The sequence below is a fragment of the Spelaeicoccus albus genome (assembly GCF_013409065.1).
GTDB classification, from domain to species: domain Bacteria; phylum Actinomycetota; class Actinomycetes; order Actinomycetales; family Brevibacteriaceae; genus Spelaeicoccus; species Spelaeicoccus albus.
The window spans coordinates 1,845,582-1,870,141 of record NZ_JACBZP010000001.1; the positions used below are offsets into that span (position 1 = coordinate 1,845,582).

Below are 24,560 nucleotides of genomic sequence, written 5' to 3' on the forward strand. Positions count from 1 at the left end.
GCCCGGCCGGCGTGGCCACGCCGTCGCCGCTGCGCCTCCCCGCCGCCCGCGGACGAAGTCGGCGGAAATGTCTGCGTGGCGAGCCGGCCGCTGCAAAATCACTGCTGAAGTACACGGATGTCACACGTATGTCGCTGCAGCTAGAAACGGCAATACGCCGATAGCGTTAAGGCATGGATCCCATCCGTAACCCCTACGCGCCCGGCGCCGGGCAACGGCCGCCCGAATTGGCCGGCCGCGACAGCGAGCTGCGCTCGTTCGACGTCGTGCTGGAGCGAATTTCCCGCGGCCGACCCGAACGCTCGCTCGTGTTGACGGGGTTGCGCGGAGTCGGAAAGACGGTGCTGCTCAACAGCATGCGGTCAACGGCGGTGCGCCGCGGGTGGGGCACCGGAAAAATCGAGGCAAGGCCCGACACGGACCTGCGTCGTCCCTTGTCGGCTGCGCTGCATTTGGCAGTCCGTGAGCTGGGGCTGAAGGACGCCGACCAGCGCGACCAGGTGCTCGGCACGCTGAAGGCGTTCGCCATGCGCAGTGGCCAGGAACCGGGCAAACCGCCGGCGAAGCTGCGCGATCGATGGCAGCCGGGCATCGATGTGCCGGCGACGACCGGCCGCGCCGACACGGGCGATATCGAGATCGATCTCGTCGAGTTGTTCACCGACATCGCCGGCCTGGCCGGGGACGCGGGGCACGGCGTGGCGATCTTCATCGACGAGATGCAAGATCTCCGGCCGGACGACGTGTCGGCCCTGTGTGCCGCGTGCCATGAGCTCAGCCAGCTCGGGCTGCCGCTGATCGTCGTCGGCGCGGGCCTGCCGCATTTACCGGCAGTACTCTCGGCATCGAAATCGTACAGCGAACGGTTGTTCAGCTACGTGCGCATCGACCGTCTGGACCGGGAACAAGCCGATCGGGCGTTTCGCACCCCGGCAATCGACGAAGACGCCGATTACACGATCGAAGCCCTTGACGCGCTCTACGAAGCCACCGACGGGTACCCCTATTTCGTGCAGGCCTACGGCAAAGGTGCATGGGACGTTGCCCCGAAGTCGCCCATCACGGCGGACGACGTGCGCGTCGCCTCGCCCGGGGCCCAGGCCGAACTCGCCGTGGGATTCTTCGGTTCCCGCTATGAGCGGGCGACGCCGGCCGAACGCGAATACATGCGCGCCGTCGCAGATCTCGAACACGATAGCGAGGACGGCACCCTGATCGTCACGACGTCCTCGGTGGCCGATCATTTGAAGCGCAAGCCGCAATCGCTGTCGCCGGCCCGAGACGGCCTGCTGAAGAAAGGGCTCGTCTATTCGGCCGAGCGCGGGCGAATCGCCTTCACGGTTCCGCATTTCGGCCGCTATCTCCGCTCGGCCGGCTAACCGCTGCACCCCCGGCGAGGGACGAGCGCGTTTTGCCGCAAAAGGCGCGCCCAGTAGGCTTGGGCCCCATGGGTAAAAAGTCGCGCAAACCTGTCGGGCGCACCGACGTCGCCGCCGAAGATCTACCGGTCGTCGGAATGCGCGAGCCGTGCCCGTGCGGTTCGGGAAAGCGGTACAAGCAGTGCCACGGCCGCAAGGTGCATGCCGAAGAGGCCGACCTGGTGCCCCGCCCGTATGAAGGGCTTCCCGGCGAAGCCGATTGGGTGGCCATGCGCGAGCTCGTGCCCGCCGCCACTGCGACGGCCAAACTGCGTGACGAGTACGGCGGCGAGGAAGTCACCATCGCCACCCTGCTTCCCGGCGCGTGGCAGGCGCTGAAACGCAACGACGGCAAACTCTTCATCGGCTTGCAGACGGCGGCGTCGTCGGCCGATCTGTCCCGCGACGCTGCTGCCGCACTGCTGGACGTCAAGGACCGCGATGCGGGTACGCAGTCGGGCGGCGGATCGCGCCCCGGCCCGGGGCCGCGCCTGCAAGACATTCTGGACACCTCCCACCCGTGGACGGTCCGCGTCCAGGAGACGTTCGACTATTGGCTGCCCGAGGACGGCGACCACGATGAAGAGGTCAAGGCGTCGCTCGAACAAGCCAACGAGGCCGTCGCCCCGACCGAGCGTCTTGCGGGAGTTGAATCGGCGTATTGGACGGTCATCGGCGGGCGCACGTATCTTCGCTGGTCGATGGCGCACGACGAGGAGCCGTTGCTCGACGCGTTCGCCAAACTGCACGCCGCCGGCAAGAACAGCATGGGAGAAGGCAGCCGGTACCTGGGCTGCTTCCGGGCCGATGGACTGATCGTGCCGGTGTGGGAACTCCAACAGGGCACCCAGGCCGACGATGTCGAAGAACCGGCCGCAGCGTTCGGAGCCGCTCTCGACGACGCCCTTGCCGCGCCGTCCGACCTCACGGTGGAAGAGCGCCGCGCCCGCGCCGGAGTCGTCTCGCGCCAGTTGACCCTGCGTTAAAAAACCGGGGACAAGTAGGCTAGGCCGAGTGAACGACCAGCATGTTGCAGTAGTCATCCCGGCCAAGGACGAGTCGGCGACAATTGCCGCCACGGTGCGCTCGGCGCGGTCCATTTCCGGAGTCGACCTCGTCATAGTCGTCGATGACGGCAGCGCCGACGACACGGGCCGGGTCGCCCGCGGCGCCGGCGCCGGCGTTCTGACCCACCCGCGCAACAAGGGCAAGGCCGCCGCCATGATGTCGGGCGCGCTGGCCGTGCACAATCGGGAGATCTCATCGGCGGACACCAGCAAGCCGCCGCGCGCTCTGCTCTTCATCGATGCCGATCTGGGCGACACGGCAGCCGAAACAGCCCCGTTGACCGAGCCTGTCGTGGCCGGCCGGGCCGACATGACCATCGCCGTCCTTCCACGCCAGAGCACGGACGGCGGCGGGTTCGGCCTTGTCGTCGGCTTGGCCCGGCGCGGCATCGCCGAACTCAGCGGCTTCACCGCCACCCAGCCGTTGTCGGGAATGCGGTGCCTGACCCGCGCCGCCTACGACGCCGCCCAGCCGTTTGCCGCCGGATGGGGCGTCGAGACGGCCATGACGATCGATCTGGTGTCGGCGGGGTTTCGGGTGCGCGAAGTCGAATGCGCGCTGCAACACCGGGTGACCGGACGCGACCTGCGTGCGCAGCTGCACCGCGCCGCCCAGTATCGGGACGTCTGGCGGGCACTTGCCGTTCGCCGGATGTCGGCCCGGCGCCGGGCGCCGCGTCAATCAATCGGCAGCAAACGGACACACGGAAAAGAGAACTCATGAATGACGGCACCCGGTCGCGCTATGCCTATCTTGGCCCGTCGGCGACGTTCACGGAGTCCGCACTGCTCCAGTTGCCGGAGGCAGCGGACGCCGAGCGGGTACCGATGCCCGGCGTCATCGAAGCGCTCGAAGCGGTACGCACTGGCGAAGTATCGGCGGCCGTGGCTCCCATCGAGAACTCGGTCGAGGGCGGTGTCAGCGCCACTCTCGATGCCTTGATCAGTGACATGCCGCTGCAGATCATGCGCGAATTCGTGGTGCCCATCAAGTTCGTGCTGGCCGCGCGCCCGGGCGTGAAGCTGAGCGATATCCGCACGTACGCCACCCATCCGCATGCGGAGGCCCAAACCCGACGCACAATCGGCAAACTGCTGCCGGGCGTGACGTACCTGCAGGCCGCGTCGACGGCTGCCGCGGCGGCCGGCCTCGGCGCCGATCTGGTCGGCGCGCCGTATGAAGCGGCAGTGTGCAACGAATTGGCGGCATGGCGCTACGGCCTGCACGTGGTGGCCGATAACGTCGGCGACATCGCGGACGCCGAGACCCGGTTCGTTCTGGTGTCGAAGCCGAGCCCCGTGCCGCCGCCCACCGGCGCCGACCGTACGTCGATAGTTGCGGGCCTGCGCACTGAAGCACCCGGTGCGCTGCTGGAACTTCTCGAACAATTCGCGGCCCGCGGCGTCAATCTCACCCGGATCGAATCCCGCCCGACTGGCGACGGCCTCGGCCTGTACCAGTTCTCGCTCGACGTCGACGGCCACATCAGCGAAGCCCGCGTCGCCGAAGCCTTGTCCGGCGTGCACCGCACGGCTCGCAGCGTCCGGTTCCTCGGGTCGTATCCGCGCGCCGACGGGCGTCGTCCGCTCATCACCGAGCAGACGACGGACGATGCGTTCGGCCGGGCGGATGCGTGGCTGGACGCCGTCTCGCACGGCTGCGAGCCGTCCTGACGCCGGACGTTTCACAGTGTGAGACTTCCGTCTCATTCCGTTGAGCGCGGGCGTATCGTTTTTGCGTGATGCCCGTCACCCGGGCACCCGTCCCCAGCCGCCCACCGGCGCCGCCCGGCGGATCGGTCCGAAGGAGTCCCCACGTGACAAGCCAGAACATCCCCGCCGACGATCGCACGACGTCCGGCCCGCCGCGCGAATCCGTCTTCCGTATCGCGGTGGCGAGTTTCGCCGGTACGACAATTGAATTCTTCGACTATTACGCCTACGGCCTTGCCGCGGCGCTCGTGCTCAACAAGGCGTTCTTCCCCGACCTCAGCCCGGCGGCCGGTACGCTCGCCGCGTTCGCCACGTTCGGCGTGGCCTTCGTGGCCAGGCCGGTCGGAGCCGCGCTGTTCGGTCATTGGGGCGACCGGATCGGCCGGAAGAAGATCCTCGTCGTGTCGTTGCTCATGATGGGGCTCGCCACGTTCGCGGTCGGGCTGCTGCCGTCGTTCGCCACCATCGGCCTCTGGGCGCCGATCCTGCTCGTCGTCCTGCGCATCATCCAGGGGATCGGGCTCGGCGGCGAGTGGGGCGGAGCCGCGCTGATCGCGACCGAACACGCGCCGGAAGGCAAGCGCGGGCTGTACGCCATGTTCCCGCAACTCGGCCCGGCCATCGGGTTCATCCTGGCGAACCTGACGTTCCTTGCCTGCCGCGTGAGCATGTCCGACCACGCATTCAACACGATCGGCTGGCGCATCCCGTTCCTCGTCAGTTTCGTCCTGGTGCTTGTCGGCCTCTACGTGCGGTTGAAGATCGCCGAGACACCGATCTTCAAGGAAGCCACCGCCAATCACGAGATCGTGCGAGCCCCGCTCGTCGAGCTTGTCAAAAATCAGTGGAAGGCGCTGTTGCTGGGTGCCGGCGGCATGATCATCCAGTACACGCTGTTCTACACGGCCACCACGTTCTGTCTGGCGTACGCCACCACCACCCTGGGCGTGAAACAGTCGACGATGCTCGTCATCGTGATGCTCGCGGTCGTCATGCTCGGCGTCGCCACGGTGTTCAGCTCGATCCTGTCCGACCGGATCGGCCGCAAACGCGTCCTGCTCATCTCGTGCGGACTCGCCGTCGTCTGGGGGCTTGCGACGTTCCCGCTGCTCGACACCGGCAACTACGTGCTGATGTGGCTGGCATTGGCCGGATGTCTGGCGCTGATGGGACTCGGATTCGGGCCGATGGGCGCCTTCCTGCCGGAGCTGTTCGAAACCCGGTACCGCTACACCGGCGCGTCCCTGTCATACAGCCTGGGCGGCGTCTTCGGCGGAGCACTGCCGCCGCTGATCGCCACCGAACTGTCGGCCAACTTCTCCAGTTGGACGATCGGGGCGATGATCTCCGTGCTAGCGCTCATCTCACTGGTGTGCATCCTCGGGCTGCCGGAAACGAAATCGTCGTCGATGCTGGCCCGCGCCTCGCGCTAAGCCGCCGACCCGGTTCCGGCCGCGCCGCGCCTTATTGCCGGGACGTCGCCGGCGTGCTCTTTGGCGCGGGGCGCGGCCCGAGAGTGCCCAGGTTCGGCCACATGTCGAGTCGCATTTGCCGACGTTGTTCGGGAGTGGGCACCCGCACCAACAAGGCGCCGGGTTCGACCTGCATGGTCAGGGTCGAGGTGCTGCCGATCATGTCGCCGTCCAGTTGCACGTCAAGCGGCTGTTCGGCGTCAATGACGACTTTGGCGCCCTGATAGTGCTCGACCACCGGCAGGCCGCGCCGCGTGCGGAAGAGCACGCGGGCGGCCACCCCGACCCAACCGAAGTAGCCGGGCGGGGAGACGGCCATGACGTCGAGGATGCCGTCGTCGATCTTGGCGTCGGGCATCAAGTCGATACCGCCGGGCAGACGGGCGCAATTGCCGCCCAACACCGTGCGGATCTTGCGGGACATCGGTTCGCCGTCGTCCAAGCGCAACTCGACCTTGGTACGCGGGCCGCCCAGGTTGCGCATGCCCGCTTCGAGATACGCCCACCAGCCGACGATCTGCTTCAAGTCGCTTCGCGTGCCGGCCATGACCGTCGCATCGAATCCGATCCCGGCCAACACCAAGAACACGTGCGCCGGGTCGCCCGTACCGCCCGGCTCGCCCGTGCCGCCGTCCAGCTTGGCCAGGCCGACGTCGATGCGCCGATTCTGTCCCCACAGTGCCGTGCGAATTGCCCATTCGTGCCGGTCGACAGTCACGTCAAGATTGCGTGCCAACAGATTCCCGGTGCCCAGCGGGAGCAGGCCGAGCGCGACGTCCGTACCCGCCAGTTGCTCGGCCACAACGCGCACCGTGCCGTCCCCGCCGGCGGCGATCACGACGTCCACCCCTGCCTCGAGCGCTTCGCGGGTCTGTCCGCCGCCCGGATCGTCGACCGTCGTTTCCAGCCACAGCGGATCCTGCCAGCCCTCTTGCCGGCAGATGGCCTCGACCGTGGCACGCAGCTGCTTTGCGTCGCGCTTCGTCGGATTCATGATGACGGCGGCGCGCCGGCCCGTCCGATTTCCGCCGATCTCGATGGTCGACGTGTCGGTATGCACGGCGCGACGCAAGCTCGTCGGGCCGCCGCGGCCGACCAGTCGGCGACGCGTGACGACGCTGCCCGCAAGCACACCCAGGATCGCCACAACGACTGCGATGGCGATCACGAGTACGAGGGGGACGGTAATCATGGTGATGCAACAGTAACCCGCTTGGCTGAGCGGATTCTGATGAGGCGGTGCTCTCTCGGTAGGCTATGAGGGTGATCGATCTTCAACTCTTGCGCGACGACCCCGACAAATTCCGCGCTTCGCAGCGGGCCCGCGGCGAGGACGACTCTCTCGTCGACTCGATACTGCGTGCCGACAAGGCACGGCGGACGACGCTGTCCGAGTACGAGAGCCTGCGCGCCGAGCAGAAATCGTTCGGCAAGCGCGTGGCGCAGGCCTCCGGCGACGAGAAGAAGGACCTCGTGGCGGCTGCCAAGGGCATGAGCGAAAAGGTCAAGACGTTGCAGTCGGACGCCGACGACGCCCAAGACGCGCTCGACCGGCTGCTCTTCAAACTGCCCAATCTGGTGGCCGTCGGAGTGCCGTCCGGCGGCGAGGAGAACTTCGCCGTTGTGAAGACGGTCGGCGAGCCGCGCGATTTCGACGCCGAGGGGTTCACCCCGCGCGACCATCTCGACATCGGCACGGAGCTGCACGCGATCGACACCGAACGCGGCGTGAAGGTGTCTGGTGCCCGGTTCCACTACCTGCTGGGTGTGGGCGCGCGCCTCGAACTGGCGCTGCTGACCATGGCACTGGACCAGGCAATCGCCAACGGATTCGTGCCGATGATCACTCCGACGCTGGTCAAACCCGAGGTGATGGCCGGCACTGGGTTCTTGGGCGAGCATTCCGACGAGGTGTACCGGTTGGAGGCCGACGACTTGTTCCTCACCGGCACGTCCGAGGTGGCGCTGGCCGGCTATCACTCCGGCGAGATCGTTGACCTGGACTCGGGGCCGCTCCGGTACGCCGGATGGTCGTCGTGCTATCGGCGCGAAGCCGGGTCGTACGGCAAGGACACCAAGGGCATCATCCGGGTGCATCAGTTCCAGAAGGTGGAGATGTTCAGCTACGTGCATGCCGCGGACGCCGCCGCCGAACACGAGCGCATGCTGGCCTGGCAAGAGCAGATGCTCGCCAAGTGCGAACTGCCCTACCGCGTGATCGACACGGCTGCCGGCGATCTCGGGTCGTCGGCCGCCCGCAAATACGACTGCGAGGCGTGGGTGCCGAGCCAGCACACGTACCGCGAGCTGACGTCGACGTCGAACTGCACGACATTCCAAGCCCGCCGGTTGGGTATCCGCGAACGCACCGAGCACGGCACCGAACCGGTCGCCACGCTCAACGGCACCATGGCGAACACCCGCTGGCTCGTTGCCCTTTTGGAAAACCACCAACAAGCCGACGGATCGGTCAAGGTGCCGGCCGCCTTGCAGCCGTATCTGGGCGGCATGAGCGTATTGGAGCCGACCGCATGAGCCTGGCCGTGGACGAGTCCGGAATACCGGCCGCCGACGCGTATCTGATCGCGCTCGACGTCGACGGAACACTCGTCGGCTACGACGGAGCGTTGAGCGAGGCCGTCCGCGATGCCGTGCAAGGCGTGGCCGGCGCCGGACACCACGTAGTGATCTCGACGGGGCGTTCGGTGGCCGGCACGCTGCCGGTGCTCGACAGCCTGTCGCTGACGTCCGGATACGCAGTGTGCGCGAACGGGTCGATGATTCTCAGGCTCGACCCGGAATACGACTCCGGCTGGGAAGCGGTGCAGGTGACGACGTTCGACCCGCGGGCCGCACTGCTTCGGCTGCGGGAGATCGCCCCGATGTCGCGGTTCATGATCGAGGACGGCGACCTGCACCGGTGGGTGACGCAAGCCTTCCCCAACAACGAGCTGTCCGGCGCCATTGACACGATGCCGTTCGAGGAGATGCTGGACAAGCGCGTCACCCGCATCGTGATGCGCGATCCCACCAAGACCGCCGCCGAGTTCGACGACGTGGTGGAGGCAAGCGGATTGCACGGGGTGAGCTATTCGGTGGGCTGGACGGCGTGGCTCGACATCGCGCCGGAAGGCGTGTCGAAAGCCAGCGCCCTGGAAACGGTACGCGATTGGCTGCAGATCGACGCCGGGCACACGTTTGCGGCGGGCGACGGCACCAACGATTTGGAGATGATCCGTTGGGCCGGCCGCAGCGTCGCCATGGGGCAGGCTCCCGACGTCCTCAAGGAGGCGGCCGCGGAGATCACCGGCACCATCGACCAGGACGGCCTGGTCGACGTGCTGGGGCCGTATCTCTGATATGCCCGGACCCGTGCGGCTGGTAGCCAGCGACATCGACGGCACCATTCTGACGTCGTCCGGCCTCATCCGCCCGCGCGTGATCGAAGCGCTGCACTCGGCACGGGACGCCGGCATGGCGCTGGTGTTCGTCACCGGACGGCCGACCAGGTGGCTGGGGCCCATCGAGGAGCAGATCGGCCACGCCGGCATGGTGATCTGTTCGAACGGCAGCGTGCTGTACGACATGGAAGCCCGGCGAATCGTGTCGGCGCAAACGATTCCGGCGGCGGCCGCTCGCGCTGTGGCCGAGCGGCTGCGCAGCGAGTTCACCGAACTCGGGTTCGGCCTGGAAACACTCGACGGATACCGCGTCGACCCGGTCTACTCGCGCAACTTCCCGCCGGGCGTCAAGTGCCGCGTCGGGCAGATCGACGAGTTGCTTGCCGATTCGCCGCGCATTGTGAAGATGCTGGCGCGCTGGACCGGTGACGGCGACGAATTCCTCACCCGTGCCCGTCAAATGTTGACCGACCTCGTGACGCCTACCCATTCGAGCCCGCGCGAGGCCTTGCTGGAGATGTCGCCCCTCGGCGTCGACAAGGCGCACGCGCTGGCCGGGTACGCCAAGACGTTGGGGCTTTCCGCCGACGAGACGATCGCGTTCGGCGATATGCCCAACGACATCGAAATGCTCCGCTGGGCCGGACGCGGCTACGCCATGGCCGGCGGCCACCCCGAAGCGATCTCCGCGGCCCCGGGGTTGGCGCCTCCGATCGATGAGGACGGCGTGGCGCAAGTGCTCGAAGGGCTGCTTGCCGAAAACGTCGGCTAGCCCCGTTCGCTCCGCGTGCGTGTCGGTTCGGAACGGCGACGTCGAGCCCGGCTAATCACCGGTGTTCAACAGCCGTTCGGCGCGGTCGACGAGGTCCAGAGCCTCGCGGACGGCGCGCACGGCCGGCTCGGCGTCCGCAGGCTCGCCGGTGCGCAGCGCCGCTCGCACCATGAACGCTGCCTGGGCGGCTTGCGCCACGGCAGTCGCGGCCCGGGACAGGTTTCGCTGGACGTCCATGAACTCCGGTGCGCCGCCCGGCAACGCCATTCCATCGGTCGGTGCAAGCCGCTCGGCCCGCACACAGATGCCGTGCACCCGGTCCGCCGCCTGACCCAAGTCGCCCGTCAACGCGGCAAGCGCTTCGCGGGAAGCGCACGTGCCGTCGGGCTTCCGGTCGGTGTCGATGCCGCCGACGATGGCATAGAACCGGTCGACGGCGCGGCCGAACCGGTCGTGATCGTGCCGCCACGCTCCACGCCCGAGCTCGTCCCGGCGCCGTTTGCCGAATAATGCCATATGTCTCCTGCCGGTGTTTGCGCCGCTGCCCGGCGCCCCGCCGTCCTACCGCCCCGTCGGCACCCCGGGAAGCCGCCGGCGCGATTGACCTGCGGCTACAGGTACTGCCCGGTGCCGGACGGATGCTCGGAGTCCGCCCCGGCCTTTTGCTTCCGAGCTGCGGCCGCCGCCATGGCCGGGTCGACCCCCGGCGGGAGCTGGCGCATTTGATTCAGCTGCGTCTGAGCGGCCATCTGCTGCGCGACAAGAGCCGTCTGGATGCCGTGGAAAAGCCCTTCCAACCAGCCGACGAGCTGTGCTTGAGCGATCCGCAACTCCGCGTCCGACGGGGTCGCATCGTCGCCGAACGGTAGCGTGATGCGATGCAATTCATCGACCAGGTCCGGCGACAAGCCCTCTTCGAGCTCCTTGAGCGAACGCTCGTGCACTTCGGCCAGGCGCGCGCGGCCCTTGTCGTCGAGCGGCGCACCGCGTACCTCGTCGAGCAGCTGCTTGATCATTGTGCCGATGCGCATCACCTTGGCGGGTTGCGACACATCGTCGACCGGGCTGGCCTCGGCGCGTTCGGCGTCCTCGGCCTTCTCAGGCTCGCCATCGATAGTCCTGCCGGTCAATGCCTCCTCGGAATCAGTCATGATCCCATTGTGTCACTCGACGAGAGGTGCCGTCGTTCGACCGGAATCCTACGAGCCGAGCGTGAGCAGGACCTTGCCGACACTTGTCGAATCCTCCAGCATTTGCTGCCCGCGCGCGGCCTCGTCCAACGGCAGCCGGGCGTGGATCGTCGGGGCAACCCGCCCGGACTCGATCAGCGGCCACACTTCGGCAGTCACCTCGGCAACAATCGACGCCTTTTCCTGATCGGGGCGTGCCCGCAGCGTCGTCCCGATCACCGCCGCCCGCTTGCCCATCAACTTGTTCAGGTCGAGTTCCGCCTTGCGCCCGCCCAAGAGCCCGATGACGACCAGACGCCCGGACGGCGCCAACGCTTCGACGTTACGGGCCAAATATTTTGCCCCGACCACGTCAAGAATCACATCGGCCCCGTCACCCGTCCGGTCGCGCATCCGTTCGACGAAATCGTCGGTACGGTAATTGATGGCCAGTTCGACACCCAGCGGCCGGACGGCGTCCAGCTTCTCCTGGCTGCCGGCAGTCACTGCCACATGCGCGTTGAACGCTCGGGCAACCTGGATGGCCGCGGTGCCGATCCCCGAACCGCCGCCGTGCACCAGCAACCACTCGCCGGGGCGCAAATTCGCCGTCATGAACACGTTCGAATACACGGTGCACATCACCTCGGGAAGGGCCGCGGCATCCTCGAGCGGTACGCCAGCCGGCACCGGAAGCACGTGCCCGGCATCGACGGCGACCTTCTCGGCGTATCCGCCGCCGGACAGCAGCGCGCACACCTCGTCGCCGACCTTCCACTGGTGCACGGCGCGGCCGACTGCGGCGATCCTGCCGGAGACCTCGAGACCCGGCACGTTCGGGCCGCCGTGTGGATTGGGGTAAAGGCCCTGCCGCTGCATCACGTCGGCACGGTTGATCCCCGCCGCGACAACGTCGATGAGCACATCGCGCTCGCCGTACTCCGGCTCCGCCATTTCGCAAGGTCGCAACGTTTTCGCGGTCTCATCGATTTCAATTGCCTGCACGGCTGGTCAGTCCTTTCGTTCGGTCCGTCAAGGAAATCGTGCCTCATCGGCGTCGCCGTCGCGTTGGCCCGATGCGTGAACGGGCCGCCGACAAATCTTCGGGTGTGTCGATGTCGTAGCACAGCCGCTCGGGTACCTCGACAAATCGGTGGCGCAAGCCGGTCAGCAAACTGCGCGCCGTCCGAAGCGACGAGTCGGCTGCCAGCACGCCGGCCAGGGTGCGACGCCGGTAAACGGCCAGCAGCGGTTGTACCGCGCCGCCGGCCCGAGCCACCGCGACGTCGAGGTTGTCGTACGTGGCAAGCGGCTGCACGAGGTCGCCGAGCACCGCCGGCGCTTCGGGCATATCGCCGGCCAGCACGGCTACCAGCGCGGCGTCCGACGGAACGGCGTCCATTCCTGCGCGAATGGCGGGGACCGGACCGCCGCCGGGCGGGTCTTCGCGGACTCGCGTCACCCGAGATTCCGGCATCTCGGCCGGTAGCTCGCGATACGGGCCCACTACGATGATGGGCGAATCCGGGAATTGCCCGGCAACGTTCGTCAGGCACATGTTCAAGACAGTGTCCGAACCGAATCGGGCGGTCATCTTGTCCTGCCCGCGCATCCGGGAACTTTGCCCGCCGGCCAGCACGATCACCCCGAGCACATCGCGGAGAATATGTGCACGGGTCATGTCTCAATCATGCATCGCAGCCGGCAAAGTGGCCAAAGATGCTTTTATCCCCGGCGACAATCGGCCATACTGAGCGGTAAGCGAGAGCCGAAGGAGGCCGGCGATGTCCGAGGCAATGGAAACGCACAATATTCCGGGGCAGGCTGCCGCCGGTGATTCGGATCAATTGCAGGTCGGCGACACCCTCGACGACCGGGGCGTGGTCGATTTGCTCGATGAGGGGTATTCCCCGCCGGAGCGCCCGTCGGTCGGTTGGCGTCGCGGCTATTCGACCGACGACGACTGGTACGGCCAGAATCTCGACTATCGGCTGGCGCAGGAAGAGCCCGACGACTACGAGATGAGTCTGGTCGAGGACGAAGGCGAATGCGTGGGCGGCGAAGTCGGGCTCCGGCGTGCCGGCCGGTTGCAGAACGGCAGCGGCGCTGACGGCGGCGAAACGATCGGCGACGTGTACGCGACCGATATGGGAATCGACGGCGGCGCGGCCGGTGCGGAAGAGGCCGCCGTGCACGTGATCGACGACGATGACGAAGACTGATCATAATAGAGCGTGACCACTCAACGCCCCGAGGCCCAATCGTCCGAATCCCGCCGTCTCGTCACAATGCCCCGCCACGCCGCACCGGGCCATTACGGACGCATCGTCGTGACCGACCCGCGCCCGCTCGTCGAAGCCGGCGCCTTCCCGGCCAAGGCGATCGCCGGGGAAAGCGTGCCGGTCGGGGCCACAGTGTTTCGGGAGGGCCACGACCTGGTCGGCGCGCACGCCGTCCTGCTGGGAGCTACCGGCGAGGAAATCGAACGGGTGCGCCTTGTCGAAGAAGTTCCGGGAACCGACAGGTTCACCGGCACGGTGCATCCGGCCCGGGTCGGCCCCGCCAAGATCGTCATCGAAGGATGGGCCGATGCGTATGCCACATGGGCGCGGGACGCGACTTCGAAGGTCCCGGCCGGCGTCGACGTCGATCTGATGCTCGCCGAGGGCGTTGTTGCGCTCGATCGGGCTCTCGCCGTGGCGGGCCGGAGCGACGCGGACCAAGCGGTGTTGCGCCGGGCAAAGGATCAGCTGAACCGCACCGACCTGGGCGCCGCCGAACGGCTCGGGCCGGCGCTCGGAGCCGAAGTGCGGGCCGTCGTGGCCGCGCTGCCGGTCCGTGATTTCGTGACGGCGTCCGAAGCGCTGCCGGTGAAAGTCGAACGGCGGATGGCCGGAAATGCCGCCTGGTACGAATTCTTCCCCCGATCGGAAGGCGCGCGGTTCGACCGGATCGCGAAAACCTGGACGTCGGGCACGTTGCGGACGGCGGCCGAGCGGCTCGACGACGTCGCGGCCATGGGGTTCGACGTGATTTATCTTCCGCCCGTGCACCCGATCGGCACGGTGAACCGGAAGGGCCCCAACAACACGCTCGACCCGGCCCCGGGCGACCCGGGATCGCCGTGGGCGGTCGGGTCGGCCCAGGGCGGTCATGACGCGATCCACCCGGACCTCGGCGACTTCGACGATTTCGACGCTTTTGTGGCGCGCGCCCGCGACCTCGGTCTGGAAGTCGCCCTCGACCTGGCTCTGCAAGCCGCGCCGGATCACCCATGGGTCACCGAGCACCCCGAATGGTTCACCACGCAGCTCGACGGGACTATTCGCTACGCCGAGAACCCGCCGAAGAAGTATCAGGACATCTATCCGCTCAATTTCGACAACGACTACGACGGTCTGCGTCGGGAAGTCCTGCGCATCGTCGAACTCTGGATCGCCCACGGCGTCACGATCTTCCGCGTCGACAATCCGCACACGAAACCTGTCAAATTCTGGGAGTGGCTGCTCGGCGAAGTCGCGCGGCGGCATCCGGACGTCGTGTTCCTGGCCGAAGCGTTCACTCGCCCGCCCATGATGCATGCACTTGCCAAGGCCGGCTTCCAGCAATCGTATTCGTACTTCACGTGGCGCAATACGCGCGAAGAGCTGGAAGAATACCTGATCGAGCTGCGCGACGACTCCGGCGATTTCCTCCGCCCGAACTTCTTCGTCAACACGCCGGACATCCTGACCGAATATTTGCAGTTCGGGGGACCGCCGGCGTTCAAGATCCGCGCCGTGCTGGCATCGATGGGCAGCCCGCTGTGGGGCGTGTACGCCGGATACGAGCTGTGCGAACACGTGGCCCGGCCGGGCTCGGAAGAGTACATGGACAACGAGAAGTACGAATACCGCCCCCGCGACTTTGCCGCCGCCGAAGCCGACGGCAGGTCGCTGGCCGGGTATCTGACGCGGCTGAACGAAATCCGTCACGCCCACCCGGCCACGGGAGAGCTGCGCAATATTCGACTGCACCGCGCGGACGACGACTCCATCCTCGCCTTTTCCAAACGCACCGGGGACGACAGAGTCATCGTCGTGGTCAACCTCGACCCGCACGCCGTCCGCGAGACAACCGTCGACATCGATGTCGAAGCCCTGGGCCTGCCGACCGGCAGCACGTACCGCGTGCGAGATCAGCTCAGCGACGGCGAGTGGGAGTGGGGCGCGCACAACTACGTGCGCCTCGACCCGTACATCGAGCCGGCGCATATCCTCGTCGTCTCGGCGGCCGACGGCTCCGGCCGGTAGGAACGAATCTGCAGTGGGGATCAGCGGGGCACTTGCCGGTTTGCTCGACGCCTGGCTGCCCGCACGCCGCTGGTACCCGGGCTCCGGGACGGCGTTCTCGCACCCGGCCGAATTCCGCGAGCTGTTCGACGACGGCGACGAGGTGGCCGGGCGGCTGCTGCTGATCGAACTGACGTGGCCGGGCGGCCGGGCGCTGCTTCACGTGCCGTTGACGTTCCGGCGGCACCGGTTGGCCGACACGCCGGACGCCGCGCTGCTGGGACGCGTGGACGACCTCACGCTCGGCCCGCGGTGGGTGTACGACGGCGCCGTCGACCCGGCAATGGTGCGTTGGGTGGCCGGTGCGATCACCGCGGACGGCGACCATGCCGGTGACGAGGAGGCCGGCGTGGCCCTGACGGGCAATGCGGCGGTCCGCCCGATCACTGCCGAACAAACGAACAGCTCCGCCGTCCTGGGCACCGGCCCGGACGCCGTGATAGTCAAATTCTTTCGCGTCGTCGCTCCCGGCCCGAACCCGGACGTCGAGATCGCTTCCGCGTTGGCGGCCGCCGGGAGCGTCGACACCCCGGCGTGCTTGGGAGCGTTCGAGATCGACCTGCCCGCGGGAGAGGGGCGGGCGACACTGGCATCGGCCGGCCGGTACGTTCCGGGGGCCTCCGACGGCTGGAGTCTCGCCACCGATGCGTTCGCGGAGGGCCGCGGACTTCCGGGAGCCTACGATCTCGGGGTGGTCACGGCTCGCGTCCACCGCGATCTGGCAACGTCGTTCGGTGCCCGCCGTGCCGAGCCGGACGACGTCCGCGCGTCCTTGCTGGACCGCGTCGACTGGGCGCGCCGCGAAGCCGGAGCGCTGCTCGACCCGCACGCCGCGGCGCTGGACGAGCACCGGCGGGCCATCGAGGGCCTCGAGCACGTCGGCGACGTCCAACGCGTGCACGGCGACCTGCACCTCGGCCAGTTCCTGGCGGCGGACGGCCGGTGGCTGATGCTCGACTTCGAAGGCGAACCGCTCCGACCGCTTGCGGCCCGCCGCCGTCCGGCCCCGGCACTCGGCGACGTCGCCGGAATGCTGCGGTCGTTCGATTACGCGGCCGGGTACGGCGCGTTGCACGGTCATCCGGTCGATCCGGGCTTGCCGGCGCGCGCTGCGGGCGAATTCCTGGCCGGGTACTCGGCCGAGTCCGGCACGGCTATCGACGCCGGCGACCCGCTGCTGCACGCGCTGCTGATCGACAAGGCGCTGTACGAAGTAGTGTACGAGGAACGACACCGCCCCAAATGGCTCCCCGTTCCGCTTGGCGCGCTGACCGACCTACTGGAGGAGAAGAGCATGACGGACCGCCAGGACGACCGGCTCGACGCGCATGAGGTGGCGCGGCTGGCCGGCGGCAACCATCATGATCCGCACCGGCTGCTTGGTGCGCATCAGGACGACGGCGTGGTCACCTTCCGCACGGTGAAGCATTTGGCCTCGACAGTGACGGCCGTGACGCCGGACGACGTCGTTCCGCTTGAACACGTGCAGGACGGGCTGTGGGCCGGGTCGTACCGGCCCGACGACGGCCGGATCCCCGACTATCGGCTGCGCGTGACGTATCCGGACGGCACCGAGAACGAGGTCGACGACCCGTACCGGTTCCTCCCCACGGTCGGCGAAGTCGACAGATACCTGATCGGTGAGGGCCGGCACGAGACGCTGTGGGAGGTGTTGGGCGCGCACGTACGCCGCTATCCCGGCGTGTTGGGCGACGTCGACGGAACGGCGTTCGCCGTCTGGGCGCCGTCCGCGCAATCGGTGCGCGTGGTCGGAGCGTTCAACGACTGGAACGGCATCACCCACCCGATGCGCTCGCTGGGGGCGTCCGGCGTCTGGGAGCTTTTCATCCCCGGAGTCGGCGCCGGCACCGTGTACAAATACGAGATCCTCGGCTCCGACGGCACATGGAAGCAAAAAGCCGATCCGATGGCGCAGGGTACCGAGGTCCCGCCGGCCACCGGTTCGGTCGTGACGGCGAGCCGGTACGAGTTCGCGGACGACGAGTGGATGAGCGCGCGCTCGTCGCGGGACCCGCACAATGCGCCAATGAGCACGTACGAAGTGCATCTGGGATCGTGGCGGCTCGGTCTGGACTATCGGCAGCTCGCCGTCGAACTCGTCGATTACGTGACCCGGCTCGGGTTCACGCACGTCGAGTTCATGCCCGTCGCCGAGCACCCGTTCGGCGGGTCGTGGGGATACCAGGTCACGTCCTATTACGCGCCGACCGCCCGGTTCGGCCATCCGGACGAATTCCGGCATCTTGTCGATGCGCTGCACCGGACCGGGATCGGCGTCATCCTCGACTGGGTGCCGGCGCATTTTCCCAAGGACGACTTCGCACTTGCCAAATTCGATGGCGGCCCGCTCTACGAACACCCCGATCCGCGTCGCGGCGAACAACCCGACTGGGGCACGCTCATCTTCGACTACGGCCGGCGCGAGGTACGAGGTTTCCTGGTGGCCAACGCCCTGTACTGGATGAGTGAATTCCACATCGACGGGCTGCGGGTCGACGCCGTGGCATCGATGCTGTACTTGGACTATTCGCGTGGCGAAGGCGAATGGACGCCCAACGCACGCGGCGGCCGGGAAAACCTCGAGGCCATCGACTTCCTCAAGGAGGTCACGGCGACCTGCTACCGGCTGCACCCGGGTACCGTCATGATCGCCGAGGAATCGACGGCATTCCCGGGCGTGACGGCCCCGACGGACGCCGGCGGGCTCGGCTTCGGACTGAAATGGAATATGGGCTGGATGCACGACACGCTCGAATACGTCGCGCAAGACCCGATGTACCGCAGCTATCACCACGACAAGCTGACGTTCTCGATCGTGTACGCGTTCAGCGAGAACTTCGTGCTGCCGATCAGCCACGACGAGGTGGTGCACGGCAAGGGGTCGCTCTTGCGGAAGATGCCGGGGGACCGATGGAAGCAGCTGGCCGGCGTCCGATCGTTCCTGGCGTACCAATGGGCACATCCGGGCAAACAGCTCATCTTCATGGGAACCGAGTTCGGGCAGGAAGCCGAATGGTCCGAAGAACACGGGCTCGATTGGTGGCTGACGGACGATCCTCGGCATTCGGGCGTGCAACGCCTCGTCGCCGATATGAACGCCGTCTACAGCGCTTCGCCGGCGCTCTACGGTCAGGACAATTCGGCTGCCGGTTTCGAATGGCTCGACGGTGCCGACGCCGAGCGCAACGTGGTGTCGTTCGTGCGCTGGAGCCGGACCGGCCAAGCGCTCGTGTGCATCGCGAATTTCGCCGGCCTCCCGTACGAGGGATACCGGGTGGCGTTGCCGTTCGGCGGGAGCTGGGACGAGCGGTTGAACTCCGACGCCGAGGCGTACGGCGGATCGGGAGTGGGCAACGACGGCCCCATCGAAGCCGTCACCGGAACGTATTTGGGCAAGCCCGCTTATGCCGATATCCGGATACCGCCGCTCGGGGTGCTGTATTTGACGCCGTCCGCCTCATAACCGAAGTGGGAAGGGGCGAGACGGGAAGGTTTAGGAGGCGAGCAACACGGTGGTTTGCGTGCCGACCTCTTCATAGCCCAGCGATGCGGCAAGCCGGCGGGAGCCCTTGTTATCGATGTGCGACCGCCAGCCGGGTACGAGGCCGGCGTCCAGAGCCTCACTCGTGGCAATCGCCGCAATGGTGGCGCCGGCGCCAAGATGGCGATGGTTCGGCGCGGTCAGCACGGCCATGTGGGCAACTATGGCGTTCCATTCGTCGAACCCGGCCGCGGCAACCGGAGCGGCATCGTCATCAAGCAGCACGAAGACGGATTCGCGCGCGGAAAGGCCGGCCTCGTTGACGTCGTCCGGCGGACACAACGACTCGAGCCGGCGGACGTCGGCGTGATCGTTCGAGATCAGCGGTTTGTCATCCGCGACGTCGCGGACCGCGGTATCGACGTCGGCGTAGGCAAGCACCGCCGGGCCCAATCCGTGTCCGCCGCGATCCGCAGTGAGAGCCAGCAGACCGGCGTGGGTAGTCAACTCGTCGTCCGCGACCGAGACCGCCCGTTGCCGCGCCCACTCCGGACCGGCCATCACGTGACGCCCCCAGATCGAAATGAAGCTGACGGCGTCCGTGCTTATCGCATACAGCCGCTCTCCGGGCACGTTCATGGCGTCATCGGCGAGCCCGAGGCGTCTGGTCCAAGCCAGGCGCACTATCGCTTCGGTGTTGGCGTCCATCCCTTCACCCTATGCCGCCCACCGGGGGAACGGACAGAACGGCGGCCGACCACGCCGGCAACACCACTTCCGTATCGCTGAGCCGGAAGCCGTCCGTCGTCGCCAATTCGATCCGCGGCCGCGAGCCGTCATCAACCTCGTCGACCAGTGCCCGATTGGGCAAAGCCGAGTCCGGCGCAGCCGCCGCGTCCGCCGCTGCAGGTGCGAGGCGGACGGCGTGTTCGTCGCCCGACAAGTTTGCCGCCACCAGGGCTCCGGGCCGCCGTATCAGGAGCCCACGCCGGGCGGCGTCGTAGTCCACGTCGATTGCCGCAAACCGCGGATCGGCGAGGCCGGGAAGCCGCTTCCGGGTTGCGATGAGCTCGCCGTAGAGTGACAGCAACCGGGCATGATCACCGGTGTCCGGCTCGGTCCAGTCGAGCCGTGAGTCGGTGAAAGTCTTCTCAGCCTGTGGATCCGGCACGATTGCCGGGTCCCAGCCCATTTGCTCGAATTCGCGCAGGCGTCCTTCCGCAGTGGCAGCAGCAAGCTCGGGTTCGGGATGCGAGGTGAAGAACTGCCATGGCGTGCCGGCGCCCCATTCCTCGCCCATGAAGAGCATCGGCGTGAACGGTCCGGACAAATTGAGCACCGCGGCAACAGCAAGTTTGCCGAAACGGAACTCATCGGTGCCGAGCGTGGCGTGGAGGCGGTCCCCGGCTGCCCGGTTGCCGATCTGGTCGTGATCTTGGATGCACACGACGAGCCTCGAGGTCGGTATCCGGAGCGTATCGATGGGGCGTCCGTGGTGGCGGCCGCGGAACGACGAATACGTGCCGTCGTGAAAGAACCCGCGCCGGAGGACCTTCGCCACCGCGTCGAACGGTTCGAAGTCGGCGTAGTATCCGGCAGTCTCGCCGGTGACCGCGACGTGGACGGCGTGATGAAAGTCGTCGCTCCATTGCCCGTCCAAGCCGTAGCCGCCGGCTTCACGACTCGTGATGAGCCGCGGATCGTTCAGATCCGATTCGGCGATCAGCGTCAGCGGCCGCCCGGTCCGAGCCTGCAGCACGCCGACTTCGGCGGCCAATTCTTCGAGGATGTGCGTGGCGCGGGTGTCGCGCAGGGCGTGGACGGCGTCGAGCCGTAATCCGTCCACGTGATATTCGCCGAGCCACATCAGCGCGTTGTCAATGATGTAGCGCCGCACTTCGTCGGAGCCCGGACCGTCCAGATTGACCGATTCGCCCCACGTATTACCCGGCCCGCCGGACAGGTAGGGGCCGAATCGGGGCAGGTAGTTCCCGCTCGGGCCGAGGTGGTTGTACACGACATCTTGGATGACGCCGATGCCGTGGGCGTGACACGCGTCGACGAACCGCCGGTATCCGTCGGGGCCCCCGTAGGGCTCGTGGACGGCGAACCAGAGCACGCCGTCATAACCCCATCCGCGCATCCCGTTGAAAGCGTTGACGGGTAGCAGTTCGACGAAATCGATGCCCAGATTCGCCAGATAGTCGAGTTTGCCGATTGCTCCGTCGAATGTGCCGTCCGGCGTGAACGTGCCGATGTGCAGCTCGTAGATGACGGATCCGGCCGGCTCTCGGCCGCGCCACGCCGCGTCGTCCCCGGTCGGAGGCCCGGCAGCAACGACGCGCGACGGCTCGTGGACGCCGCGGGGCTGACGGCGCGACCGCGGGTCGGGAATCCGCGTCTCGTCGTCGCCGAGCAGGTAGGCATAGTCCTCGACCTGATCCAGCGCCTCGAGATCGGCTGCATGCCACCACCCGCCGACGCCGCGTCTCAGATCATGGATGCGTTCGCCCTCGGCGCCGGAGGTCCACATGCGGACACGATCGGGGGTGGGCGCCCACACGGAAAAGTCGGTCATTGGTCGTCCTCCTCGGCCGGCCGCAGCAAGGCGACAGGGTAGTCGGCAAAGAGGTCGGCCACCGGCACGGTTCCGGTGCGACGCCTTCTCGTGAACACGTCCACGTAGCCGCCGCCGAGGTCGACAACCGTGTCGGCCCAGCCGCCGGACGCCGCCAGCCCGGCAGGTAGCCGCGTGCCCAGTGCCACGGCGCCGCCGCGATCGAAGCCGAGCAGGTGGGATGCCCGCCGCCCGGCGGCGTGAACAGCCCGGTAGCCGCCGAACAGGTCGGGCCTGTCGCGGCGGAGGCGCAGCGACCTGCTCGTCACAAGGAGTTTGGCAGCGGGATCCGTGACATCGGCCAGTTCGCCGGCGTCGAGCCGGGCCAGGGCCGCGCGGCGGGCGTCGAAATCGACGGGGCGGCGATTGTCCGGGTCGACAAGCGAGTTCTCGTCGCCGAATTCGCTGCCCTGGTACACGTCCGGAACGCCGGGAGCGGCCAGCTGTAACAATTTGGCCGTCAGGATATTGGACGCTGCGGGCGCGGCAATCCGGTCCGCGAACGACTTCACCGCCGCGGAGCCCAGACAGTAGTCGACAAAATCGTGCATCGACTGTTCGAATGCGGCGTCCGGTGCCGTCCACGTCGTCGAATCGCCGGCCTCACGTGCGGCCTTTTCCGCGTAGGCGTGCAGTCGGTCCGGGGTCGCCGGCCAGCTGCCGACGACGGCTTGCAGGAGCAGGTTTGCCAGCGGCCCGTCGTCCAGAGCCGTCTCTGGTCGCACCGCCCGAACGAGTTCTGTCCACTCGCCCGGAATTTCGGACAGCACGTCGATCCGCGCGCGTACATTCTCGCTGCGTTTCGTATCATGCGTGCTCAGCGTCGTCATGGACCTGGGGGAGCGGGAGAGGCGGAGCTCTTGCCGCGAGTGGAATTCGGCCGGCTCGATGGAGAACACCGACGGATCCCCGCCGACCTCGGTCAACGACGTCAGGCGCGAATACCGGTAAAACGCGCAGTCCTCGACCCCCTTGGCCATCACCATGCCGCTGGTTTGCTGAAACCGGCGGGCGAGCGGTGACATCGGATCGCTCAGCAGCGGCAGCAGCCGGTCGAGAGAGCCGGCGAGGTCGGGACGGCGGCGGGTCGACTCGGCTACCGCGGCGTCCAGATGCTCCGACCCGGCCGGCAGGTAGCTCCGGTAAACCGGAAAGTTGGCCATCAGCTCGGCAAGGGCATCCGCCGCATCGCCTCGTGGACGGTCGATCAGCCGGGTGAGCCGGAGCACTTCCGAGCGCAAAATTCCGTCGGCGACGGCGCGTTTCGTGTCGTGGGTCAGGTCGTGCCAGTCCACGGGCTTGCCGGATTTCGTGCCGCGCAGTTCGGCGTCCAGCCGGTCGAGTCCCGGTTTGCCGGCCGGGTCGATCAGCACGCGGTCGATGTCGCCGAGCGCGTCGTATCCGGTGGTGCCCTCGCACGCCCAATCGCCGGGCAGTCGTTCGCCGGGTTCGAGGATCTTTTCCACGACCGTGTACGCGTCGCGGGTGATCGTCCGCAGCGATTCCAGATATCCCTTCGGATCGGCGAGACCGTCCGGATGGTCGACGCGCAGGCCGTCGGCAAGCGATGAGTCGTCCGCCGGCCCGGCGCCGTCCGGGCCGGCGCCATCGCGCCCGCGTCCGAACCAGCTGCCGATCTGACTATGACTTTCGCCCAGCACCCACGGCTCCTCCACCCGCACACCGGCAAGCGTATTGACGGCGAAGAAGCGCCGGTAGTTCAGCTCGTCGTCGGCGCGGCGCCAATTCACCAGCTCGTAATGTTGCCGGGCGTGCACGGCCACGGCGGAGCCTGCCGCGTGAGCGTCGTCCGGCGCGCCCTCCCGGTCGGTCAGCGTGCCGGGGCTAATCGGGTACCGGTTGTCGTAATAACACAGCACCGGCTCTGCCCCCGACTCGTCGATCCGCAGCTTGCCGAGCTCGGAGCCGGGATCGCTGTCGTCGCCGAGCACGGGGATGCGGATCTTGCCGCCGGCTGCGTCCCAATCGACGTCGAACGCCTCGGCGTACCGCGAGCCGCGGCCGTGCGTGAGCAGATCCCACCACCAAACGTTCACGGCCGGCGTGGCCACGCCCATGTGGTTGGGCACGATGTCGATCAGTACACCCAGCCCGAGGCCGTGGGCCGCGTCGGCGAGTCGGCGGAGGCCTTCCCGCCCGCCGCGTTCGACGTCAACGGTGTCGTGCCGGACGACGTCGTAGCCGTGCGACGAGCCGGGCTCGGCTTGAAGGACGGGGGAGAGGTACACCCAGTCGGCACCGAGACCGCGGACATAATCGAGCACGGCCGCGGCGGCATCGAAATCGAACGATTCGCGCACCTGCAAGCGATACGTGGATACGGGAGTCCTCATTGCCGCCTCTCGTTCGTCGGAATTCCGGATTTCAGTCTAAGCGGACAGTCACGACTGCCGTTCGTGCCCGAGTGCCGAGATGGACGCGTGCACGAGCGCGCTTGTGGCAATGAGCAGTCGGTTGTGCATCGTGACCCCGCGAATGACTTGTAAACAGACTTCGTCTCGGCTGAGGCCGTCGGTGATGGGGTCGACGTTCTCCCGGACGATCTTCGTCAACGCCCGGGCGTGAAGAATTATCGTGTCCGGCCCGACTACGTAGCCCGCAGCGGCGAAGTCCGCGAGGGCATCCGAGACGGACCTGCGTGCTGTCGGTGAGATGTCCGGCCAACCCAGTTCTTCGAGAGCGCTGAGAACGTCGTCGTTGAAATCGTGGCGTGACGACTCGCCGGCAGGCGTGCGGCGCGGGGCCGCCGTGCCGCCGGAACTCAGCGCGAGGCGCTGGCATTCGCCCATGAGCTCGATCATCGGCACATTTTCGTCGTCAATGGCGCGGGCGAGGTCGGCGATCGAGCCGAGCGGTGTGTGCAATTCCGCTCGGAGCCAGGTCACCAGTGCGAGGCGATGGACGTGCACGTCGTCATAGACGGCCGTGGTGGCGTTCCTTTTTCGTCCGGCCGGAAGGATCCCCACGTGAATGTAGTACTTGATGCTGGCGGTCGAGACTCCGGTCGTGACGGCTAGTGAGCTGAGTTTCATCGTGCTCCTGAACTGATGCGCCGTGATGTGATCCGTGCATCGATC

General features: G+C 67.3%; 20 protein-coding genes. 11 read left to right on the forward strand and 9 right to left on the reverse strand.

The genetic code is table 11. The annotated features are described in order from the left end of the window. The first annotated feature begins 173 nt into the window (after nt 1-173). From BJY26_RS08500 to BJY26_RS08520, 5 genes are all read left to right on the forward strand, one after another. Nucleotides 174-1,379: an ATP-binding protein gene (locus BJY26_RS08500; protein WP_179427356.1), complete on the forward strand. Its 1,206-nt coding sequence runs from the start codon at nt 174-176 to the stop codon at nt 1,377-1,379. Between the two features lie 68 nt (nt 1,380-1,447). Then, the gene (locus tag BJY26_RS08505; protein WP_179427358.1) at nt 1,448-2,404 is read left to right on the forward strand and encodes a DUF5926 family protein; all 957 of its coding nucleotides are present in this window, start codon (nt 1,448-1,450) and stop codon (nt 2,402-2,404) included. A 28-nt stretch (nt 2,405-2,432) separates the two neighbouring features. After that, entirely contained in the window at nt 2,433-3,209 is a 777-nt protein-coding gene (locus BJY26_RS08510; RefSeq protein ID WP_179427360.1) for a glycosyltransferase family 2 protein, read from the forward strand. Further along, nucleotides 3,206-4,159, forward strand: coding sequence for a prephenate dehydratase (gene pheA / locus BJY26_RS08515; protein WP_179427362.1), 954 nt, complete (start codon nt 3,206-3,208; stop codon nt 4,157-4,159). Before BJY26_RS08510 ends, pheA begins: the two co-directional genes overlap by 4 nt. Before the next feature lie 143 nt (nt 4,160-4,302). Further along, complete coding sequence (locus BJY26_RS08520; protein WP_218852331.1) at nt 4,303-5,631, forward strand: MFS transporter; 1,329 nt, start codon at nt 4,303-4,305, stop codon at nt 5,629-5,631. Nucleotides 5,632-5,662: 31 nt separating this feature from the next. Here BJY26_RS08520 and BJY26_RS08525 read toward each other — a convergent pair whose 3' ends face one another. Next, the gene (locus tag BJY26_RS08525; RefSeq protein ID WP_179427364.1) at nt 5,663-6,862 is read right to left on the reverse strand and encodes a diacylglycerol/lipid kinase family protein; all 1,200 of its coding nucleotides are present in this window, start codon (nt 6,860-6,862) and stop codon (nt 5,663-5,665) included. A 71-nt stretch (nt 6,863-6,933) separates the two neighbouring features. Here BJY26_RS08525 and serS point away from each other — a divergent pair, with 71 nt between their 5' ends. The 3 genes from serS to BJY26_RS08540 are packed head-to-tail and all read left to right on the forward strand — an operon-like array spanning nt 6,934 to nt 9,843. Next, nucleotides 6,934-8,205 (forward strand): serine--tRNA ligase, encoded by a 1,272-nt coding sequence (serS, locus tag BJY26_RS08530; RefSeq protein WP_179427366.1) that lies wholly within the window; start codon nt 6,934-6,936, stop codon nt 8,203-8,205. Beyond that, nucleotides 8,202-9,029, forward strand: coding sequence for an HAD family hydrolase (locus BJY26_RS08535; RefSeq protein ID WP_179427368.1), 828 nt, complete (start codon nt 8,202-8,204; stop codon nt 9,027-9,029). The genes serS and BJY26_RS08535 overlap by 4 nt, the downstream gene beginning before the upstream one ends. A 1-nt stretch (nt 9,030) precedes the next feature. Then, a complete protein-coding gene (locus BJY26_RS08540; protein ID WP_218852334.1) occupies nt 9,031-9,843 on the forward strand; it encodes an HAD family hydrolase in 813 nt (270 codons plus the stop codon). A gap of 51 nt (nt 9,844-9,894) precedes the next feature. On the opposite strand, the gene BJY26_RS08545 is transcribed toward BJY26_RS08540, so the two are convergent. From BJY26_RS08545 to mobA, 4 genes are all read right to left on the reverse strand, one after another. Then, nucleotides 9,895-10,359 (reverse strand): hypothetical protein, encoded by a 465-nt coding sequence (locus BJY26_RS08545; protein ID WP_179427370.1) that lies wholly within the window; start codon nt 10,357-10,359, stop codon nt 9,895-9,897. Between the two features lie 95 nt (nt 10,360-10,454). Further along, nucleotides 10,455-10,994 carry a bacterial proteasome activator family protein gene (locus BJY26_RS08550; RefSeq protein ID WP_179427372.1) on the reverse strand — a complete coding sequence of 180 codons (540 nt, stop codon included), beginning with the start codon at nt 10,992-10,994 and terminating at the stop codon, nt 10,455-10,457. A gap of 48 nt (nt 10,995-11,042) precedes the next feature. After that, a complete protein-coding gene (locus BJY26_RS08555) occupies nt 11,043-12,017 on the reverse strand; it encodes an NAD(P)H-quinone oxidoreductase (protein WP_179427374.1) in 975 nt (324 codons plus the stop codon). A gap of 43 nt (nt 12,018-12,060) precedes the next feature. Beyond that, a complete protein-coding gene (gene mobA, locus BJY26_RS08560) occupies nt 12,061-12,693 on the reverse strand; it encodes a molybdenum cofactor guanylyltransferase (RefSeq protein ID WP_179427375.1) in 633 nt (210 codons plus the stop codon). Between the two features lie 103 nt (nt 12,694-12,796). Between mobA and BJY26_RS08565 the strand changes: the two genes are divergently transcribed. The 3 genes from BJY26_RS08565 (at nt 12,797) to glgB (ending at nt 18,827) form a co-directional block, all read left to right on the forward strand. After that, nucleotides 12,797-13,234 (forward strand): DUF5709 domain-containing protein, encoded by a 438-nt coding sequence (locus BJY26_RS08565; protein ID WP_218852336.1) that lies wholly within the window; start codon nt 12,797-12,799, stop codon nt 13,232-13,234. A gap of 66 nt (nt 13,235-13,300) precedes the next feature. Further along, complete coding sequence (locus BJY26_RS08570; protein WP_179429872.1) at nt 13,301-15,304, forward strand: alpha-1,4-glucan--maltose-1-phosphate maltosyltransferase; 2,004 nt, start codon at nt 13,301-13,303, stop codon at nt 15,302-15,304. A 13-nt stretch (nt 15,305-15,317) separates the two neighbouring features. After that, nucleotides 15,318-18,827 (forward strand): 1,4-alpha-glucan branching protein GlgB, encoded by a 3,510-nt coding sequence (gene glgB / locus BJY26_RS08575; RefSeq protein WP_179427377.1) that lies wholly within the window; start codon nt 15,318-15,320, stop codon nt 18,825-18,827. 30 nt (nt 18,828-18,857) lie between these two features. On the opposite strand, the gene BJY26_RS08580 is transcribed toward glgB, so the two are convergent. From BJY26_RS08580 to BJY26_RS08595, 4 genes are read right to left on the reverse strand one after another with little or no spacing between them, the layout of a single operon-like run. Beyond that, entirely contained in the window at nt 18,858-19,553 is a 696-nt protein-coding gene (locus BJY26_RS08580; protein WP_179427379.1) for a GNAT family N-acetyltransferase, read from the reverse strand. Nucleotides 19,554-19,557: 4 nt separating this feature from the next. Next, the gene (gene treZ, locus BJY26_RS08585; RefSeq protein ID WP_179427381.1) at nt 19,558-21,423 is read right to left on the reverse strand and encodes a malto-oligosyltrehalose trehalohydrolase; all 1,866 of its coding nucleotides are present in this window, start codon (nt 21,421-21,423) and stop codon (nt 19,558-19,560) included. Next, nucleotides 21,420-23,816 carry a malto-oligosyltrehalose synthase gene (gene treY, locus BJY26_RS08590; protein WP_179427383.1) on the reverse strand — a complete coding sequence of 799 codons (2,397 nt, stop codon included), beginning with the start codon at nt 23,814-23,816 and terminating at the stop codon, nt 21,420-21,422. The genes treZ and treY overlap by 4 nt, the downstream gene beginning before the upstream one ends. 48 nt (nt 23,817-23,864) lie before the next feature. Then, nucleotides 23,865-24,515, reverse strand: coding sequence for a MerR family transcriptional regulator (locus BJY26_RS08595; RefSeq protein ID WP_179427385.1), 651 nt, complete (start codon nt 24,513-24,515; stop codon nt 23,865-23,867). Between the last annotated feature and the right edge of the window lie 45 nt (nt 24,516-24,560).